Annotated in this window: 13 protein-coding genes and 2 pseudogenes; 9 read left to right on the top strand and 6 right to left on the bottom strand. The window is 72.4% G+C overall.

The window, feature by feature from the left end; translation table 11 throughout:
- The first annotated feature begins 33 nt into the window (after window positions 1-33).
- From leuC to AC3YO9_RS12820, 3 genes and pseudogenes are all read left to right on the top strand, one after another.
- Complete coding sequence (gene leuC, locus AC3YO9_RS12830) at window positions 34-1,449, top strand: 3-isopropylmalate dehydratase large subunit (RefSeq protein WP_127782675.1); 1,416 nt, start codon at window positions 34-36, stop codon at window positions 1,447-1,449.
- 11 nt (window positions 1,450-1,460) lie between these two features.
- Entirely contained in the window at window positions 1,461-2,063 is a 603-nt protein-coding gene (gene leuD / locus AC3YO9_RS12825; protein ID WP_489983396.1) for a 3-isopropylmalate dehydratase small subunit, read from the top strand.
- A gap of 111 nt (window positions 2,064-2,174) precedes the next feature.
- Window positions 2,175-2,648, top strand: a pseudogene (locus AC3YO9_RS12820) (HU family DNA-binding protein); the annotation flags it as partial.
- Between the two features lie 59 nt (window positions 2,649-2,707).
- Here the strand turns inward: AC3YO9_RS12820 and AC3YO9_RS12815 are convergent.
- From AC3YO9_RS12815 to cofC, 3 genes and pseudogenes are all read right to left on the bottom strand, one after another.
- Window positions 2,708-3,598 carry an NUDIX hydrolase gene (locus AC3YO9_RS12815; protein ID WP_127782678.1) on the bottom strand — a complete coding sequence of 297 codons (891 nt, stop codon included), beginning with the start codon at window positions 3,596-3,598 and terminating at the stop codon, window positions 2,708-2,710.
- A complete protein-coding gene (locus tag AC3YO9_RS12810; protein WP_241249876.1) occupies window positions 3,595-5,739 on the bottom strand; it encodes an RNA degradosome polyphosphate kinase in 2,145 nt (714 codons plus the stop codon). Before AC3YO9_RS12810 ends, AC3YO9_RS12815 begins: the two co-directional genes overlap by 4 nt.
- Window positions 5,740-6,146: 407 nt before the next feature.
- Window positions 6,147-6,770 (bottom strand): annotated as a pseudogene (cofC, locus tag AC3YO9_RS12805) (2-phospho-L-lactate guanylyltransferase); the annotation flags it as partial.
- 97 nt (window positions 6,771-6,867) lie between these two features.
- On the opposite strand from cofC, the gene AC3YO9_RS12800 reads away from it, so the two are divergent.
- Window positions 6,868-7,866, top strand: coding sequence for an NAD(P)H-dependent glycerol-3-phosphate dehydrogenase (locus AC3YO9_RS12800; protein WP_489983395.1), 999 nt, complete (start codon window positions 6,868-6,870; stop codon window positions 7,864-7,866).
- Entirely contained in the window at window positions 7,863-8,996 is a 1,134-nt protein-coding gene (locus AC3YO9_RS12795) for a cystathionine gamma-lyase (RefSeq protein ID WP_489983394.1), read from the top strand. The genes AC3YO9_RS12800 and AC3YO9_RS12795 overlap by 4 nt, the downstream gene beginning before the upstream one ends.
- Window positions 8,997-9,008: 12 nt before the next feature.
- Here the strand turns inward: AC3YO9_RS12795 and AC3YO9_RS12790 are convergent, their stop codons facing one another.
- From AC3YO9_RS12790 to AC3YO9_RS12780, 3 genes are read right to left on the bottom strand one after another with little or no spacing between them, the layout of a single operon-like run.
- Entirely contained in the window at window positions 9,009-9,656 is a 648-nt protein-coding gene (locus tag AC3YO9_RS12790; RefSeq protein WP_489983393.1) for a pyridoxamine 5'-phosphate oxidase family protein, read from the bottom strand.
- Window positions 9,657-9,699: 43 nt separating this feature from the next.
- Complete coding sequence (locus AC3YO9_RS12785) at window positions 9,700-10,863, bottom strand: aminotransferase class V-fold PLP-dependent enzyme (RefSeq protein WP_489983392.1); 1,164 nt, start codon at window positions 10,861-10,863, stop codon at window positions 9,700-9,702.
- A gap of 14 nt (window positions 10,864-10,877) precedes the next feature.
- Window positions 10,878-12,353 carry an HNH endonuclease signature motif containing protein gene (locus tag AC3YO9_RS12780; protein ID WP_489983391.1) on the bottom strand — a complete coding sequence of 492 codons (1,476 nt, stop codon included), beginning with the start codon at window positions 12,351-12,353 and terminating at the stop codon, window positions 10,878-10,880.
- 165 nt (window positions 12,354-12,518) lie between these two features.
- On the opposite strand from AC3YO9_RS12780, the gene AC3YO9_RS12775 reads away from it, so the two are divergent.
- The 4 genes from AC3YO9_RS12775 (at window position 12,519) to AC3YO9_RS12760 (ending at window position 16,527) form a co-directional block, all read left to right on the top strand.
- Window positions 12,519-13,622 (top strand): EAL domain-containing protein, encoded by a 1,104-nt coding sequence (locus AC3YO9_RS12775; RefSeq protein ID WP_489983390.1) that lies wholly within the window; start codon window positions 12,519-12,521, stop codon window positions 13,620-13,622.
- A 65-nt stretch (window positions 13,623-13,687) separates the two neighbouring features.
- Complete coding sequence (locus AC3YO9_RS12770; protein WP_127782686.1) at window positions 13,688-13,864, top strand: DUF1059 domain-containing protein; 177 nt, start codon at window positions 13,688-13,690, stop codon at window positions 13,862-13,864.
- Window positions 13,865-13,960: 96 nt separating this feature from the next.
- Window positions 13,961-15,319 (top strand): acyl-CoA dehydrogenase family protein, encoded by a 1,359-nt coding sequence (locus tag AC3YO9_RS12765; RefSeq protein WP_206518127.1) that lies wholly within the window; start codon window positions 13,961-13,963, stop codon window positions 15,317-15,319.
- Window positions 15,316-16,527 carry an acyl-CoA dehydrogenase family protein gene (locus AC3YO9_RS12760; RefSeq protein WP_127782687.1) on the top strand — a complete coding sequence of 404 codons (1,212 nt, stop codon included), beginning with the start codon at window positions 15,316-15,318 and terminating at the stop codon, window positions 16,525-16,527. Before AC3YO9_RS12765 ends, AC3YO9_RS12760 begins: the two co-directional genes overlap by 4 nt.
- Window positions 16,528-16,563: the final 36 nt, after the last annotated feature.

Here is a 16,563-nt window from a genome sequence, read left to right as displayed (position 1 = left end):
TGCTGGGAACGCGTGAGCGGAGATGGAAGACGTATGCCGAAGACACTGGCCGAGAAGGTGTGGGACGCCCACGTCGTGCGACAGGGCGCCGGCACGGGGGAGCAGCGCGAGCCCGACCTGATCTACATCGACCTGCACCTCGTGCACGAGGTGACCAGCCCGCAGGCGTTCGACGGCCTGCGGCTGGCCGGCCGGCCGGTGCGTCGTCCTGACCTCACCATCGCCACCGAGGACCACAACGTCCCCACCACCGACATCGACAAGCCGATCGCCGACCTGGTCTCCCGGACCCAGGTGGACACCCTGCGGGCCAACTGCGCGGAGTTCGGCATCCGCCTGCACTCCATGGGCGACGCCGAGCAGGGCATCGTGCACATCATCGGTCCCCAGCTGGGTCTCACCCAGCCCGGCGTCACCATCGTCTGCGGCGACAGCCACACCTCCACCCACGGCGCCTTCGGTGCGCTGGCCTTCGGCATCGGCACCAGCGAGGTGGAGCACGTGATGGCCACCCAGACGCTGTCGCTGCGCCCGTTCCGCACCATGGCCATCACCGTCGACGGCCAGCTCCCCCCCGGCGTCACCGCCAAGGACCTGATCCTCGCCGTCATCGCCCAGATCGGGACCGGCGGCGGGCAGGGCTACGTGCTGGAGTACCGCGGCGAGGCCATCGAGGCGCTGTCCATGGAAGCGCGCATGACCATCTGCAACATGTCCATCGAGGCCGGCGCCAGGGCGGGCATGATCGCGCCCGACCAGACCACCTACGACTACCTCAGGGGCCGCCCGCACGCCCCGCAGGGAGCCGACTGGGACGCCGCGGTGGCCAGCTGGGAGCAGCTGCGCACCGACGACGACGCGGTCTTCGACCACGAGGTGCGCATCGACGCCACCACGCTCACCCCGTTCGTCACCTGGGGCACCAACCCCGGCCAGGGCCTGCCGCTGGGCGCCTCGGTGCCCGACCCCGACACCATCGTCGAGGAGGGTGACCGCCAGGCCGCCCAGAAGGCCATCGAGTACATGGGTCTCACCCCGGGCATGCCGCTGCGGGAGGTCACCGTGGACACCGTCTTCCTGGGCTCCTGCACCAACGGTCGTATCGAGGACCTGCGGGCCGCTGCCGACGTCCTGCGCGACCGCCACGTGGCCGAGGGGATGCGGATGCTGGTGGTGCCGGGGTCCATGCGGGTCAAGGCGCAGGCCGAGCAGGAGGGTCTGGACAAGGTCTTCCTCGACGCCGGTGCCGAGTGGCGCCAGGCCGGCTGCTCGATGTGCCTGGGCATGAACCCCGACCAGCTGGCGCCCGGTGAGCGGGCCGCCTCCACGTCCAACCGCAACTTCGAGGGCCGCCAGGGCAAGGGTGGTCGCACCCACCTGGTGTCGCCGCAGGTCGCCGCCGCCACCGCCGTGCGCGGCACGCTGTCCGCGCCCGCCGACCTGAGCTGAGAGGTACGACCATGGAAGCCTTCACCACCCACACCGGGATCGGCGTGCCGCTGCGCAGGTCCAACGTCGACACCGACCAGATCATCCCGGCGGTCTACCTCAAGCGGGTCACCCGCACCGGGTTCGAGGACGGGCTGTTCGCCGGCTGGCGCAGCGACCCGGAGTTCATCCTGAACAAGCCGCCCTACGACGCCGGCTCGGTGCTGGTGGCCGGACCGGACTTCGGCACCGGCTCCTCCCGCGAGCACGCTGTCTGGGCCTTGGGCGACTTCGGCTTCCGGGTGGTCATCGCCTCCCGCTTCGCCGACATCTTCCGGGGCAACGCCGGCAAGCAGGGGCTGCTGGCCGCGCAGTGCAGCCAGTCCGACGTCGAGCTGCTCTGGAAGGTGCTCGAGGAGCGTCCCGGCACCCAGGTGAGCGTCGACCTCACCGAGCGGACCGTCACGGCGGGAAGCCTGGTGGTGCCGTTCGACATTGACGACTACACCCGCTGGCGGCTGCTGGAGGGCCTCGACGACATTGGTCTCACATTGAGACAGGTTGACGACATCACCGCCTTTGAGGAGTCCCGCCCCCGGTGGTTGCCGGTGACGACTCAGCAATTCTCGGGGTAATCGCCTTCGGCGCGCGCCAGAAATGGCCCGCCACTTGGACTCCTGTCGATTCTGGGTTTACCGTGGCGCCAGGTTGGCCCGTTCGGGGCCGCCCCTGGCGGAGGACTCGGGATGAACAAGGCGCAGCTCATCGATTCACTTTCCCAACGCCTGAACGGCGACAAGCGGGTGGCTGCGGAGGCCGTCCAACACATCGTGGACATCGTGGTGCGCACGGTGGAGGCGGGCGACCACGTGACGATCACCGGTTTCGGTGTGTTCGAGAAGCGAGCCAGGGCCGCACGGGTCGCCCGCAACCCGCGAACTGGGGAAACGGTGCGGGTGGCCCCCACGTCGGTACCCGCGTTCCGGCCTGGTGCCCAGTTCAAGGCGGTGGTCTCGGGCGAGCAGGAGCTGCCTGAGGACGCCCCGGCGGTCAAGCGCGCCTCGGCCGGCCAGGGAGGGGCCGGGCGCAAGCGCTCCGCCGCGGGCAAGAAGTCGGACGCGGACAAGAAGAGTGGCCCAAAGAAGTCTGGTTCGACAAAAGACCCCACTTCGTCCAAAGGGAAGAAGGCGGACAGCAAGAAGAATAGTAAGTCAAAGAAATAGCTTCACGGGGAGTAGCTATTTCGCTTGACTATCTGTTGTTCTACCTCACTGTCCGTTTAACGCAACGGGGTGTCGAGATGATCAACCTCGATCACTCGACCCCCTTGCTGGGAGAGAACCCAGGTGCTGCCCTTTCGATTTCGGGAAGGGGGGAGGCCCACCTGGTCCCGCGCGGACAGCCAGTGCAGCAGGCCGGGGATGGCATCACCCTGGCTGCAGACGACGGGGGTCGTCGGCAGCTCGGCGATCTCCAGCAACCGCTTCTCGGCCAGCGCGGGGTCGGACTCGAACGCCTTGTCGGACAGGGCCGGCTCGGTGAGGACGGGCACGCCGAGGGCGTCGGCCAGCGGCTGCACGGTCTGCACGCACCGCACCAGGTCCGCGGCGTGCACCTCGGTGGCGCCGAAGGCCCGCAGGATCGGCACCAGCGCCGCTGCCTGCTGCCTGCCCACCGGTTCCAGCGGCCGCAGCCGGTCGTCTCCCTGGAACTGCTTGCGCGAGCCGGCCTTGGCGTGGCGCACCAGCAACAGGGTGGTGGTGTCGACCGGGCGCTCGGCGAACTGGTCGAGCACCCGTGCGTCGAAGGAGTAGCTGGCCAGCCGCCGGGCGTGCGGCAGGCTCAGCCAGCGCAGCTCGTCCACCTCGTCGTTGACCTGGAACTGCCCGCCCAGCACCCGGGCGGCCCAGTAGGTGACCACCTTCGGGCGGCCGTCGGTCCGGTAGGAGATGGTGCCGACGTACCGACCCAGGGCCACCCGCAGCCCGGTCTCCTCGGCCACCTCCCGGACCGCGGCGGTGGTGGCGTGCTCCCCGGGGTCCAGCTTGCCCTTGGGCAGCGACCAGTCGTCGTAGCGCGGGCGGTGCACCACGGCGACCTCCAGCGCGCCACCGGGGTCTCGGCGCCACACCACCGCGCCAGCGGCCCTGATCGGCTCCTCCACGCTCATCCGGCGGCCCCGTGGCGTCGCATGAGCTCCACCTGGTAGTCGCGGACCTGCTCGCCGGAGGCCGGGGCGGCCACCCACTCGCCGTCGGGACGCATCACCCAGCACCGGGTGGCGGGGTCCAGCGCGTCGTCGAAGACCGCCTCGAGCTCCTTGGTCAGCCGCGGGTCGGTCACCTGCACCATCACCTCCACCCGCCGGTCGAGGTTGCGGTGCATCATGTCGGCGCTGCCGATCCAGAACTCGTTGCCGCCGAGGAAGTGCATCACCCGGGAGTGCTCCAGGAAGCGGCCCAGGATGCTGCGCACGGTGATGTTCTCGCTGAGGCCGGGCACCCCGGGCTTGAGGGTGCAGATGCCCCGCACCACCACGTCCACCGAGACGCCGGCCTGCGAGGCGCGGTAGAGGGCGTCCACCACCTGCTCGTCCACCAGGGCGTTGGCCTTGAGCCGGATGCCGGCGGGCTCCCCCCGGCGGGCGTGCTCGATCTCGGCGTCGATGCGCTCGATGATGCCGCGGCGCACCCCGTACGGCGCCACCAGCAGGTTGCGGTAGGTGCGCTGGCGGGAGTAGCCGGTGAGGGAGTTGAACAGCTCGGTGAGGTCGCGGCCGATTTCCGGGGACGCGGTGAGCAGGCCGATGTCCTCGTAGAGCCGGGCGGTCTTGGGGTTGTAGTTGCCGGTGCCCAGGTGGGAGTAGCGCCGGATGGTGGTGCCCTCGCGCCGCACCACCAGGCAGATCTTGCAGTGCGTCTTCAGGCCCACCAGCCCGTAGACCACGTGCACCCCGGCCTGCTCCAGCTTGCGCGCCCACTTGATGTTGGCCTGCTCGTCGAAGCGGGCCTTGATCTCCACCAGCGCCACCACCTGCTTGCCGGCCTCCGCGGCGTCCACCAGGGCGTCCACGATGGGGGAGTCGCCAGAGGTGCGGTAGAGGGTCTGCTTGATGGCCAGCACCTGCGGGTCGGCGGCGGCCTGCTCCACGAAGCGCTGCACGCTGGTGGAGAACGAGTCGTAGGGGTGGTGCACCAGCACGTCGCCCTCGCGCAGGGTGGGGAAGACGCTCTTGGGGGTCTCCCGCTCGCCGAAGGCCGGGTGGGTGGCCGGCACGAACGGTGCGTCCTTGAGGTGCGGTCGGTCCACCCCGTAGATCTGCATGAGGCTGGTGAGGTCCAGCAGCCCGGGCACCTCGACCACGTCGCGCGGGTTTACGTCCAGCTCGCGCAGCAGCAGCTCGAGCATGTGCTCGGTCATGTCGTCGGCGACCTCCAGGCGCACCGGCGAGCCGAACCGGCGGCGAGCGAGCTCACGCTCCAGGGCCTGCAGCAGGTCCTCGTCCCGGTCCTCCTCCACCTCGAAGTCGGCGTTGCGGGTGATCCGGAAGGCGTGGTGCTCCACCACCTCCATGCCCGGGAACAGCGCGTCCAGGTGCGCCGAGATCAGCGCCTCCAGCGGCAGGAAGACGTCCTCGGCCAGGCGCACCCGCACGAAGCGGTCCACGTTGTCGGGCACCTTCACCCGGGCGAAGCGCTCGCCGCCGGACTGCACGTCGCGCACCGTCACCGCGAGGTTGAGGGAGAGCCCGCTGATGTAGGGGAAGGGGTGGGCGGGGTCGACGGCCAGCGGGGTGATCACGGGGAAGAGCTGCTCGCGGAAGTAGTGCGACAGGCGGGCGCGGGGCTCCTCCTCGAGGTCGTCCCAGCCGACGATGGCCACGCCCTCCTTGGCCAGCCCCGGCTGCACCTCGTCCAGGAAGACCCGGGCGTGCTTCTCCGCCAGCTCCTGGGTGCGCTCGGCGACCATGGCCAGCTGCTCGCGGGGGGACAGGCCGTCGGCCGAGCGCACGGACAGGCCGGTCTCGTCCCGGCGCTTCAGCCCGGCCACCCGCACCATGTAGAACTCGTCGAGGTTGGAGGCGAAGATCGACAGGAACTTGGCGCGCTCCAGCAGCGGGATGGAGGGGTCCTCGGCCAGGGCGAGGACCCGGGAGTTGAAGTCCAGCCAGCTGAGCTCTCGGTTGGCGTAGCGGTGGGCGGGCAGGTCGGTGGCCTGGGCCCGGCGGGGCGTGACCGCGGGCGGCGCGGTGGGCAGGCCCCGGTGCACGGCGGCGATGCCACCGTCGGCGTCGGCGGTGCCGTCGACCACTGCGGTGCCGTCGACCACGGTGGCGGTCTCCGGGTCGGTCGCGGGGTCACCGTCCGGGCCGCTGCTGGGGGGGACGTTCGAACCGGTGCTGGTCTCTGCGGTGCTCACACAGGACATCATCCCCCATTGCTACCGGGGACGGCGGCGGTCACCGGGGCGCTCGGATCCCTCGGGGGGCTGGCGCCCCGGGTCGCTCAGCCGGGCAGGGCCGCCGGGGCCGTGGTCACCAGCACCACCTCGCCGGCGGTGTTGCGGTGCACCCGCACCCGCTGGCCGGTGCGCAGCTGGCGCCAGCCGCCCAGGGCTGCGGCGGTGGGCGGGCAGGTGATGGTGCTGCCCTGGTCCCCGCGGACCACCAGCGCGCTGTCCGGCGCGTCCTGCACCGTGCCCGCGGTTCCCATGGCGTCGAGCACGGCGGCGGTGGCGGGCCCGACGCCCAGCCGCAGCGCCGCGGCGAGGTCCGTCACGGTGTCCACGTCGCAGCGCAGGCCCGGCCACCCGGGGGCGAGCGAGGTGGCGCCGGAGGAGGAGTGCGCGGCGGCCGAACCGGGGCCGAAGCGGGCGTTCAGCTCCACCCCGGTGGTGTGCAGCAGCGTGGTGCCGGTGCCGCTGCGGTCGGCGACGAAGCAGCGCAGGTGACCGGAGGCGGCGTCCACGGCGGCGGCCAGCTCGGCGGGTCGAAGGGCCGGCAGGTCGGCCTGCAGCGCCACCAGCGGGCGGTGCGGGATCGTGGCGGCAGCGTGGGCGAGGGCGGGGTTGAGGCCGTCCACGTCGGGGTCGGCCAGCACCGCTGCACCCCACCGCACGGCGGTGGCGGCCACGGCGTCGTCCCGGGTGACCACGTGCACGCCGGCCACCTGCGGGGTGCGGGCGACGGCGGAGAGCGTGTCGGCGAGCATGGCCAGCACCAGGTCGCGGCGCCGGGCGTCGGGCACCGCCTCGGCCAGGCGGCTCTTGGCGTTGAGGAGGTCCTTCACGGCCAGCACCACGTGGACGCCTGCGGCGGAGGGGGTGGCAGTGGGGGAGGACACGGCTTGATCCTGCCAGCCGCAGGTCGCCGGAGCGGTTAGGCCATGATGGTCTGCCGGGCAGGACCGAGGAAGCAGACGTTTCAGGACAGGGGTTCGAGTGGCGCGAGTGGCCGTGCTGGGTGCGGGTTCGTGGGGCACCACCTTTGCCAAGGTGCTGGCCGACGCGGGCAGCGACGTGACGCTGTGGGCGCGCCGGCCCGAGGTCGCCCGCCAGGTGCAGGAGCAGCGGCGCAACGCCGACTACCTGCCCGGCGTGACGCTGCCGGACACCCTGTGCGCCACCTCCGACGCCCGAGCCGCCCTCGACGGAGCCGACATCGTGGCGCTGGCCGTGCCCGCGCAGTCGCTGCGGGAGAACCTGGTGGGGTGGACCGACGACCTTCCGGCGCACGCGACGCTGCTGTCGCTGGCCAAGGGCGTGGAGCTGGGCACCCTGCAGCGGATGACCGAGGTGGTGCGCGAGGTGACCGGGGCGGCCGCCGACCGGGTGGCGGTGCTGTCCGGGCCGAACCTGGCCCGCGAGATCGCGCTGGAGCAGCCCACCGCCACCGTGATCGCCTGCCTGGACCACGAGCGGGCGGTGGCCGTGCAGCAGGCGTGCACCAGCTGGTACTTCCGGCCGTACACCAACACCGACCTGCTGGGCTGCGAGCTGGCCGGGGCCTACAAGAACGTCATCGCGCTGGCCTGCGGGATGGCCGTGGGCATGGGGATGGGGGAGAACTCCCTGGCCAGCATCATCACCCGCGGCCTGGCCGAGACCACCCGCCTGGGCGTCGCGCTCGGTGCGGAGCCCGCCACCTTCGCCGGGCTGGCCGGGATGGGTGACCTGGTGGCCACCTGCTCGTCCACGCTGTCGCGCAACCGCACCTTCGGGGCGCGGCTGGGGGCGGGGGAGTCGCTGGAGCAGGCGCAGCTGGCCACCAAGGGCCAGGTCGCCGAGGGCGTCAAGAGCTGCTCGGCCATCACCGAGCTGGCCGCCCGCCACTCGGTGGACGTGCCCATCGCCGCCGGGGTGCACCGGGTGTGCCACGACGGGCTCAGCGTGCAGGTGCTGGCCTCCCAGCTGCTCGGCCGCAGGACCAAGCCGGAATGAGCACCCCCGAGCAGGGCCTGGGCGACTCCACCCGCTGCGTGCGCGCCGGGGTGGCCCCCGGGGCGCCGGGCGAGCCGATCATGCCGGGACCGGTGCTGGCCGCCCCGTACCACCTCAGCGCCGACGAGGGCAGCGAGAGCGACTTCTACGCGCGCAACTCCAACCCCACCTGGCGGGCACTGGAGCTGGCGCTGAGCCAGCTGGAGGGGGAGGGCTCGCCGGAGGTCGGTGCGGCGGTGTTCGGCACGGGGATGTCGGCCATCACCGTGCTGATGCGCACCGTGCTGCGGCCCGGGGACGTGCTGGTGATGCCCTCGGACGGGTACTACCTGGCTCGGGCGTACGCCGCGGAGAAGCTGGTGCCCCAGGGCATCGAGGTCCGCGAGGTGGACACCCCGGCGATGGTGGACGCAGTGGCTGGGGCACGGCTGGTGCTGGCCGAGACGCCGTCCAACCCGAGCCTGGACGTGGTGGACCTGCGCGCGCTGAGCGCTGCCTGCCGGCGGGCGGGAGCCCTGCTCGCGGTGGACAACACCACGGCCACCCCGCTGGGCCAGCTGCCGCTGCAGCTGGGCGCCGACGTGGTGGTGGCCAGCGGGACCAAGGCACTCTCCGGGCACAGCGACCTGCTGATGGGCTACCTGGCCACCGCTGACGCCGAGCTGCTCGGGCAGGTCTACCGCGAGCGGACGATGTCCGGGGTGGTGCTGGGACCGTTCGAGGCGTGGCTGGCCCACCGCAGCATCGGCAGTGCCGCGCTGCGGCTGGACCGCCAGGGCGCCAACGCGGCGGCGCTGGCCGAGCTGCTGGTGCGCCACCCGGCCGTGACCGACGTCCGCTGGCCGGGCCTGGCTGACGATCCTGCGCACGCGGTGGCCGCCACCCAGATGAGCCGGTTCGGCGGGTTGGTGCGCGGCGTGCTGCCCTCGGCGGAGGCGGTGCACGCCGTGGTGGCGGCCAGCGAGCTGACCACCCTGGCCACCAGCTTCGGCGGGCTGCACACCACCATCGACCGGCGGGCTCGCTGGGGTGATGACGTGGCGCCGGGGTTCTTCCGGCTCTCCTGCGGCATCGAGGACACCGACGACCTGGTCCGCGATCTCACCCAGGCGCTGGACTCGCTGCGCTAGCCCGATGCAGGGCTAGCCCCGGTCCCTGACGTGCGCGGGCACGGCGGCGTCCACCGGCAGCAGGGCACACGGCTGCGGCTCGCCCCAGCTCTGGGTCACGGGCAGCACCCCGGCCCAGGCTGTGCCCGCCTCGACGTCGGCGTCGTCGTCCACCGGGGGCCCCTGGCGCACCTTGACGCTGGCCTCGCTGGTGTCGATGGCCAGCACGGCCGTGGCGGCGAGCTCCTTGGCGGAGGGACCGCGGGCGTGCTCCCACGAGCCGGGCGTCACGTGCTCCACCAGGGCGCGCAGGGCGGCCAGCTTCTCCTGCGGGTCGGTCACCGGGCGGGCCTCGGCGTGCAGGACGGCGCTGCGGTAGTTGGCGGAGTGGTGGAACACCGAGCGGGCGTAGACCAGGCCGTCGAGCAGGGTGACGGTGAGGCAGACCCGGTGGCCGGCGGCGGCGCGCAGGCTCGGGGCGCCGGTGGAGGCGTGCACGTAGACCGTGTCGCCCACGCGGCCGTAGGTGGTGGGCAGCACCAGGGGAGCACCGTCGACCACCACGCCCAGGTGGGCGACCAGGCCGGCGTCGAGCACGGCGTGCAGGTCGGCCCGGTCGGTGCGGGCCCGCGCGGACTTGCGGACGGTGCTGCGCGGGGTCGGCGAGAGCTCGGGGGACATGCGCACGATCCTCGCACCCGAGGGCGATGGGCTGCGACGGGTTTCAGCGCGGCAGTGCGGCGCAGAGCTGGTCGATCTCGTCGGTGGTGTTGTAGTAGTGCACGGAGGCGCGCACCAGGTCCTGCTGGGCGTGCGGGTCGAACCGGGAGTTGGCCGCGGTGGTGACGCTGGTGTTGATCCCCGCCCGGCGCAGCTGCGCCGAGACGTCGGCCGAGGCGGCGCCGTGCACGCTGAACGTGACGATGCCGCAGAGCCGCTCGCCGCGGTCGTGCACCTGGACGTGGGGGAGCTCGCGCAGCCGCTCGCGCAGCGTGGCGGCCACGGTGGTGATGCGTTCGGCGATGGCGGGCAGGCCCCACTGCAGGGCGTGGTCCACGGCGACGCCGAGGCCGATCTTTCCGGCGACGTTGCCCTCCCAGGTCTCGAAGCGGCGGGCACCGGGAGCGACCGTGAAGGTGTCGGGACCGGTCCAGGACGCGGAGTGCAGGTCGAGGAACGGCGGCTGGAGCCGGTCGGCGAGGGACTCGGCGACGTAGAGGAACCCGGTTCCCCGCGGGCCGCGGAGGAACTTGCGGCCGGTGGCCGAGAGCATGTCGCAGCCGAGCGTGCGGACGTCCAGGGGCAGCTGACCGGCGGACTGGCAGGCGTCGAGCAGGAAGGGGACCCCGGCGGCGCGGGTGAGCGTGCCGATGCCCTCGGCGGGGTTGACCAGGCCGCCGTGGGTGGGCACGTGGGTGACGGCGACCAGCTTGACGGTGCTGTCCAGCCGCTCGGCCAGGTCGGTCAGGTCGACCTGGCCGTGCTCGTCGTCGGCCAGGACCTCGATGCGCGCCCCCGTCCGCTGGGCCACCTGGAGCAGCGCCAGCGCGTTGCTGGCGTACTCCGCGGTGCTGGTGAGGATGCGGTCGCCGGGGGAGAAGGACAGCGAGTAGAACGCCATGTCCCACGCCCGGGTGGCGTTCTCCACCAGCGCGACCTCGGTGTCGGCGCAGCCGAGCAGCTCGGCCACCGCGGAGTAGGTGTGCGCGGTGGCCTCCGCCGCCTGTGCCGCGGCCTCGTACCCGCCGATGCGTGCCTCCAGCCGCAGGTGGTCGATGACCGCCTCGGTGACGGCGTCCGGGGGCAGCGCGGCACCGGCGTTGTTGAGGTGCGCCACCTCGCGGCAGCCTGAGGTCTCGCGACGGGCGCGATCGACGTCCAGCGGCATGACCAGGACCTTAGCTAGAAGGGTGGTGGGTCGGCGCTGGCGGTGACGAGGTGGTGCGCAGCCGGGTGGGTGGCCTGGCCACGGTTGTGGTCGTCCCCGTCGGTGTTGTCCCCGTCGATGTCGTGGTGGGTGGGGACGTGGTGCAGGAAGTCGTGACGCTCGGCGCCGGTGAGGTGGTCCTCGGACGGTGGTGGCAGGTGGTGTGGGTCGCCGGGGACGGTGTCGTGGGTGGTGCCGGTGGGGCTGGTCCAGCGCATGACAGCGCCGCGTTGGGGCTGCACGGTCCAGTCGCCGTGGGTCTTGAGGCGGTGGTGCCAGCGGCACAGGCACTGCAGGTTGGTGGCCACGGTGAGCCCACCAGCGGCGGGGTTGGAGTGGTGGAAGGGCTCGACGTGGTCGAGGTCGCAGCGGGCAGCGGGCACCGCGCAGCCGGGGAAGCGGCAGTGGCCGTCGCGGGCGCGGACCAGCCGGGCCAGGGCTGCCCCGGGGGTGTGCACGGCTGCGGCGTGGGCGACGGCACCGGCGGGGGTCGGTGGGTCGGCGGCGATGATGGTGCCGCGGTGGGTGAGCAAGCGCTGCCAGGTGGCGTCGGCGGCCAGGGTGCGCACCACGTCGGCATCAAGCACACCCAGCCCGGCCAGCGCCCCGGGCAGGTCGGTGGCACCGGCGAGGGTGGCGGCGTCGATGCTGACCTGCAGCAACACCTTCGGCGTGGCCGGGGCCTGCGGGGCGCAGGGGCAGCCAGGATCGGTGCAGGTGCAGGCGAGGTGGTCCGCACCCAGGGCGAGGGCGGTGAGGGCGTCGGCGCGGCGCTGGGCGAGGCTGCGGGGATCGGCGCTGCAGACCGATTGCGCCAGCTGCCCCAGACGGGAGTCCAGCACCGCCCCGTCCACCGCCGGCAGCAGGCCCCACACCGACGCCAGTCCGTCGGTGTCGGCCCGCACCTGCAGATCCCGGTCGTGGTGGGCGCGCCGGCGGCGCTCGCGCACCCCGTCGGGGTCGACCTCGGCCACGATCCGGTCGAGTGCTGCCACCAGCCGGGCCCGGGTCAGCTCCCGACCTGGACGCAGCGCGACCTCCAGGATTCGGGCCTCCATCGCCGCCGCCACCGACTCCTCCAGGCCGGTGGTGCGGTCGGCGATCGCCCGCACCCGGGTGAAGTCCAGCTCCCCGCGGGCGAAGGCCAGCCGGGTCAACGGCAACCGCTCCGCCAGCGCCGCCCCCACGTGCACGAACACCCCCGCCATCGCACGGCTCACCGTCAGGGCGACGCCCACCTCGGCGGCGACGAACTCCCCGACCTGCGCGGCACACACCTGGGCGCGGAGATCGTCCTCGCACCGGCGTCGGTACAGCTCCGCCACCGCCGCGAGCTTGCCGGCCGCGTGTGCAGCCTCCGCCCGGGCATGCGCAGCCATCAGCGCCACGAGCTCCTCGGTGGTGCACGCCCCCGGTCTCGGGTGCTCCGACAACGTCGCTGATTCGAACATGTGTTCGACTCTACCGGCAGGCTCGCGCCGTGGCTAGGGCGATTCGGGCCACCTTGCGTGACGGAGAGCTGGTGTAGGTGGAGGCCGGGGCGGGGACTGTCGAAACCCCGTTCCTGGCGCGCGCCTGGCCACCTCCTGGGTTACTGCCTGTCATAGTGCGTAACCATGAGTGAGGTTCCGGAGACGTCCGACGAACGGTGGCGCGCCGCGCTGCAGGACGTCGTCGAGCGTCGCTCCCCGCTCGCGCTGCACGCCCAGCCCATCGTGGAGCTCACCACCGGACGGGTCGCCGGCTACGAGCTGCTGTCGCGCTTCACCGGCCCCTGGCAGGCCTCGCCGGACCGCTGGTTCGCCGCCGCCGACCACTGGGGCTTCAACGCCGAGCTGCAGTCCCGCGTGCTCAGCGCCGGCATCGCCGCACGCGCCCACCTGCCGGCCAACACCTTCCTCACCGTCAACGTCGACCCCCACCTGCTCACGGTCGGTCAGGTCGCCGACGTCCTCACCGGCACCGACGACCTCACCCGCGTCGTGCTCGAGCTCACCGAGCACACCCAGGGCAGCGAGCACCCCACGGCGGCGGCGGTGATCGAGCACGTCCGCAGCGTCGGCGGGCTCATCGCCATGGACGACGCCGGCACCGGCTACGCCGGGCTGAGCACGCTGCTGACGCTGCGGCCGGACATCGTCAAGCTGGACCGCGAGCTGGTCACCGGCATCGACCGCGACCCGGTGAAGCGCTCCCTGGTGGAGGTCTTCGGCGACCTCGCCGGTCGGATGGACGCCTGGATCCTGGCCGAGGGCATCGAGACCACCGACGAGCTGGACGCGCTGATCGCGCTGGGTGTGCCCCTCGGGCAGGGCTGGGCGCTGGCCCGCCCCGCGCCCACCATGCTCACCGAGCTGGAGCCCGACACGGTCACCCGCATCCGCAGCACCGCCAGCCGTACCGTTCTCGGCGACCACGTCGCCTCCTTGGTGCGCACCGCGGTGGTGGGCTCCGACCCGCTCACCTGCGACGTGCTGGTCGCCGACACCGGCCGCGTCACCCAGGTGCGGGTGCCGGGGGCGGTGCGCGGGTCGACGAGCGGGTGGGCTCCGGCGATGACCGTGGCGCCGAGTGCTGACGTGGTGGAGGTGGCTCGCCGCGCTGTGGTGCGCGCGGAGCCCCACCGGTTCGCCCCGCTGGTGTGCACCGACGGAGCGGGTTCGGTCCTGGGCACCGTCACCGTGGACGACCTCGTCGTGGCCCTCTGTCGGCGGCCCTAGCCGCTCAGGAGATCGTGGGGCCGGCCGATGGGGGAGAGACGACACTCCATCGAGAGAGGCCAGACATGAAGAGCTTTCGCTGCGGCGACGTGGTGCCCGGGTGCACCGCTGCGTTCACCGGTACCGAGGACGAGATCCTGGCCCAGGCCGCCAGGCACGCCGCCAGGGACCACGGCATGACCAGCGTGTCGCCCGAGATGGTGCTGCAGGTGCGTGGGGCGATGACCCCCCTGACCGCCTGACCTTGCTGGTGCGCTGCCGCGTCGACCGAGGCGCCGAATCGGCGTGACCAGCGTCATGGTGTGATCCGTTATCTACTCTCCAGTAAGGTAACGGCCATGACGAGCACCAAGAGCCATGAGACGAGCTCAGGCGCGCCGCGTCCGGCCCAGCGCGACGCCATGGGCTACGGCCTCGCAGCGCTGAACTGGTTGGCCGGGTCGTCCGTGCTGGATCGCCTGAAGATGCGCAAGCGCGCCGAGCAGGTGGCCTACCAGGCTTCGCGCAGCGGCTTCCGCGTGGCGGGGGCGGCCAGCCGGGGCTTCAGCGCGGTGAACCAGCTGGGCAAGCCCGCCCGCCTGCCTGCCGCCCGCCCCAGCGACCTGTTCGACCTCACCCCCGACGACGAGCAGCAGATGATCGTGGAGACGGTGGCCGACTTCGCCGCCGAGCAGCTGCGCCCGGCCGCCTCAGAGGCCAACGAGGCCTGCGCTCCGCCGCCCGGGCTGCTGGAGCGGGTCAACGAGCTGGGCGTGACGCTGGTCGGCGTGCCCGAGGAGCTGGGCGGGGTGGGCAGCGAGCGCTCCGCCGTCACCAACGTCCTGGTGGCCGAGGCCCTGGCGCACGGTGACATGGGCCTGGCGGTCTCCTGCCTGGCGCCGTCGGCCGTCAGCACCGCCCTGGTGCTTTGGGGCGACGCAGCCCAGCAGGCCAAGTACCTGCCGGCCTTCGTGGGCGAGGACGTCCCGGCCGCCGCGCTGGCCGTGCTCGAGCCGCACCCGCTGTTCGACCCCTTCGCGCTGCGCACCACCGCGCGGCGCTCCGGCACAGGGTTCGTGCTCACCGGCGCCAAGTCGCTGGTGCCCCGGGCTGCCGAGGACGAGCTGTTCATCATCGCCGCAGAGCTGGAGGGCACCGGTCCCGCGCTGTTCGTGGTGGAGTCCAGCAGCGTCGGGCTGAGCATCGAGGCAGAGCCGGCCATGGGGCTGCGGGCCGCGAGCATGGGACGGGTGATGCTCGACGAGGTGCACCTGCCCGCCGACGCGCTGCTCGGGGCGGGACGTCCCGAGGTGTACGCCGAGTGCATCCGGCTGGGCCGCCTCGGCTGGAGCGCTCTCGCGCTGGGCACGAGCAAGGCCGTGCTGGACTACGTCACCCCCTACGTCAACGAGCGCATTGCCTTCGGCGAGCCCATCAGCAACCGGCAGGGCGTGGCCTTCAAGGTGGCGGACATGGCCATCGAGCTGGAGGGCATGCGCCTGGTCACCTACCGGGCCGCAAGCCGGGCCGCGCAGGGCAAGGACTTCGCCAGGGACACCGCCCTGGCCCGCAAGCTGTGCGCCGAGCGCGGCATGAGCATCGGCAGCGACGGCGTGCAGCTGCTCGGCGGCCACGGATTTGTCAAGGAGCACCCGGTCGAGCGGTGGTACCGCGACCTCCGCAGCATCGGCGTGATGGAAGGAATCGTGCTCGCATGATCAACCTCGAGGTTCCCAGGAAGTTCACCGCCTTCGTCAACCAGGCGCACCAGACCGCCGCGGAGGTGCTGCGGGCGAACTCGCGCAAGTACGACTCCGCCGAGCACTCCTACCCCAAGGAGCTGGACCTGCTGGCGTCCGTCGTCGACGGGCTCAACGACTCCTCGGCCACCGGCGGTGCCGGGGCTGCCGGTGTGCGACGCACCGCCCAGAGCGGGGAGCAGAAGAACGCCAACGGCTCCAACATGTCCACCGCGCTGTCCATCATGGAGATGTGCTGGGGCGACGTGGGCCTGCTGCTGTCCATGCCGCGCCAGGGCCTGGGCAACTCGGCGATCGCCTCGGTGGCCAACGACGAGCAGCTCGAGCGCTTCGCCGGCACCTGGGCGTCGATGGCCATCACCGAGCCGCAGTGCGGGTCGGACTCCGCGGCCATCCGCACCACGGCGGTGCTCGACGGCGACCACTACGTGCTCAACGGCGAGAAGATCTTCGTCACCTCCGGCGAGCGGTCGGACTCCGTGGTGGTGTGGGCGACGCTGGACAAGAACCTCGGCCGCGCCGCCATCAAGTCGTTCCTGGTGCCCAAGGACACCCCGGGCCTGACCGTGGCCCGCCTGGAGCACAAGCTGGGGATCCGGGCGTCGGACACCGCCACGCTGTTCCTGGAGAACTGCCGGGTGCCCAAGGAGAACCTGCTGGGCAACCCGGAGATCGACACCTCCGGCGGCTTCGCCGGTGCCATGCAGACCTTCGACAACACCCGCCCGCTGGTGGCCGCGATGGCCGTCGGCTGCGCCCGGGCAGCCATCGAGGAGACCCGCGACCTGCTGGCCGAGGCCGGCGTGGTGGTGGACTACGACCGGCCCGCCGCGCAGCAGTCGCACGCCGCGGCAACGCTGCTGGGCATGGAGGCCGACTGGGAGGCCGCGTACCTGCTGGTGCTGCAGGCGGCGTGGATGGCCGACAACGGCAAGCCGAACTCGCTGCAGGCGTCGATGGCCAAGGCCAAGGCCGGCCGGGTGGGCACCGAGATCACCCTGCGCTGCGTGGAGCTGGTCGGCTCGATCGCCTACTCCGAGCACTCCCTGCTGGAGAAGTGGGCCCGCGACTCCAAGATCCTGGACATCTTCGAGGGCACCCAGCAGATCCAGCAGCTGATCGTGGCGCGCAGACTGCTGGGGAAGAGCTCGGCCGAGCTGAAGTAGGCCGGCTCACCCGGGACAGGTTCGGAGGCTGCGGAT

The sequence above is a fragment of the Rhodococcus sp. Z6_132 genome, assembly GCF_058133635.1.
The sequence above is the reverse complement of the archived record's forward strand: the minus strand, read 5'-3'. Positions and strand labels throughout refer to the sequence as shown.